3 protein-coding genes are annotated in these 2,023 nt (G+C 75.0%); all 3 read left to right on the top strand.

Annotated features, from left to right (window positions below; translation table 11 throughout):
- Window positions 1-872, top strand: an 872-nt coding sequence (locus GA0115240_RS00480) for an LCP family protein (protein ID WP_176724950.1), incomplete at its 5' end; no start/stop codon positions are given.
- Between the two features lie 53 nt (window positions 873-925).
- Window positions 926-1,354, top strand: a complete 429-nt coding sequence (locus GA0115240_RS00485; RefSeq protein ID WP_256069362.1) for a hypothetical protein — start codon at window positions 926-928, stop codon at window positions 1,352-1,354.
- A 103-nt stretch (window positions 1,355-1,457) separates the two neighbouring features.
- The coding region (locus GA0115240_RS00490) for an SDR family oxidoreductase (protein ID WP_093734645.1) at window positions 1,458-2,023 on the top strand (566 nt) is incomplete at its 3' end.

Genomic DNA, 2,023 nt, shown 5'->3' on the forward strand with positions numbered 1-2,023 from the left:
CGCCGGCCCGGCGCGGCCCGGTCAACTCCACGCTGCAGTACGGCCCGGGCTGCACGGTCGCCGCCGTGCACGCGCTCACGGCGCTCCCCATCGACCACTTCGTGATGGCCGACTTCGCCGGGGTGGTGCGGATGTCCGACGCGGTGGGCGGCGTGCAGGTGTGCGTGGACCGCGATGTCTACGACCCCTACTCGCGGCTGAAGCTCGCCAAGGGGCGGCACGCGCTGAAGGGCGACGCGACGCTGGAATTCCTGCGGTCCCGGCACGCCTTCGGTGACGGCAGCGATCTCGGCCGCGCCGACGCGCAGCACCTGTTCCTGGCCTCCCTCGCCCACCGGATGCGCGCGGGCGGACGGCTGTCCGACCCGGCGGGCATGCTCTCGACGGCCGACGCGGCGACCAAGGCGCTGACGGTCGACCCGGGACTGGCCGCCGTCTCCAAGCTGTACGGACTCGCCGACGATGTACGCAAAGTGCCGTCCGCCCGCTTCGCCTTCACCACGATGCCGACCCGGCCGGACCCGCGGGACCGCAACCGGCTGGTGCCGGCGCCCGCCGCCCGGGGCCTGTTCGCGACCATCGGCGCGGACCGCCCGGTGAAGGTCAGCGCCTCCCCCGTTCCCCGGACCGCCGCCGCCTCGCCGCGCGCCTCCGCCGACGGGCGGCCGGGACCGCCCTCCGACGAGACCTTCGAGGAGCGGACGGGCGGGGTCGCGGTGTCCCCGGTCGAGCCGCCCACCCGGGGCCGTACCGCGGCCGGCGGCGCGTGTGCGAAGGTCTCCACCAGTGCCTCCGTGGTGGTCAGGGGCGTCGCGATGACCCCGACCGCCGCCTTCGCCGCCACCCCGCGCATCGCGGTTTCGGCACGCTGACCGGGCGATGACCGCGCGTGTCACAGCGGGCGGCGCGATCTCGTCCGAGGGGTGTGAAGCTGACGACGCGACGAATTCTGCTGCTGGTGACCGCCGCCCTCGCGATGTACGTGGGGGTGTGGGCCTTCTTCCTGCCGGCCTCCTGGTACCGGGCCTTCCCCGGCTTCGGCCGCCACTGGCTGCCGGTGCTCGGCCCGTACAACGAGCATCTGGCCCGGGACGTGGGCGCCCTCTACCTGGCGCTCGCGGTGGTGACGCTGAGTGCGGCCCGCCGGGCCGGCGACGGCCGACTGGCCGGCACGGCCGGGCTCGCCTGGCTGGTCTTCGGGGTGCCGCACCTGGTTTTCCACCTGCGGCACCTGGACATGTACGGGAGCGCGGACCAGGTGCTCAATGTCGTCGCCCTGGGCTGGTTCGTCGTGGTGGGCGCGGCGCTGCTGGTGCCGGTCGAACCGGCCGGCCGGCCGGCGGCGCCGAGGTGACCGCCGGGCGGGTGTCACACCGCGACCGGCTGTCCCGTCCTCCTCACGAGGACCGTGCGCGGTGCGGCCGGCGCGGCCGGCGAACGGAGAGGATCGCGGAGAGATGCGCATTGCTGTGGTGGGCGGTACCGGACTGGCGGGACGGCATGTGGTCGCGGAGCTGACCGCGCGCGGGCACCGAACCGTGGTCGTGGCCCGGTCCCGCGGCGCGGACCTGGTGACCGGTCAGGGGCTGGACGAGGCGCTGGCCTCGGTGGAGACGGTGGTCGACGTGGCCAATGTCGAGGCGACCGGCCGGAAGGCCGCCGAAGCGTTCTTCGCAACGGCCGGGCGGCATCTGCTGGCCGCCGAGCAGCGGGCCGGTGTGCGGCACCACGTGGCGCTGTCGGTCATCGGCGTCGACCGGGTGGGCCTGGGCTACTACCGCGGAAAGCTGCGCCAGGAGCAGCTGATCGAGGCCGGCCCGGTGCCGTGGACGGTGCTGCGCGCCGCGCAGTTCCACGACTTCGCCGATCAGGCGCTGGCCCTGGTACCCGGTCCGGTCGCGCTCGTCCCGCGGATGCGGTCCCAGCCGGTCGCGGTGGAGGAGGTGGCGGCCCTGCTGGCCGATCTGGCGGTCGGCCAGCCGCAGGGCAGGGTGCCGGAGATCGCCGGCCCGCGGGAGGAGTC

Origin of the sequence: Streptomyces sp. DvalAA-14, assembly GCF_900091855.1 — a bacterium.
GTDB lineage: Bacteria > Actinomycetota > Actinomycetes > Streptomycetales > Streptomycetaceae > Actinacidiphila.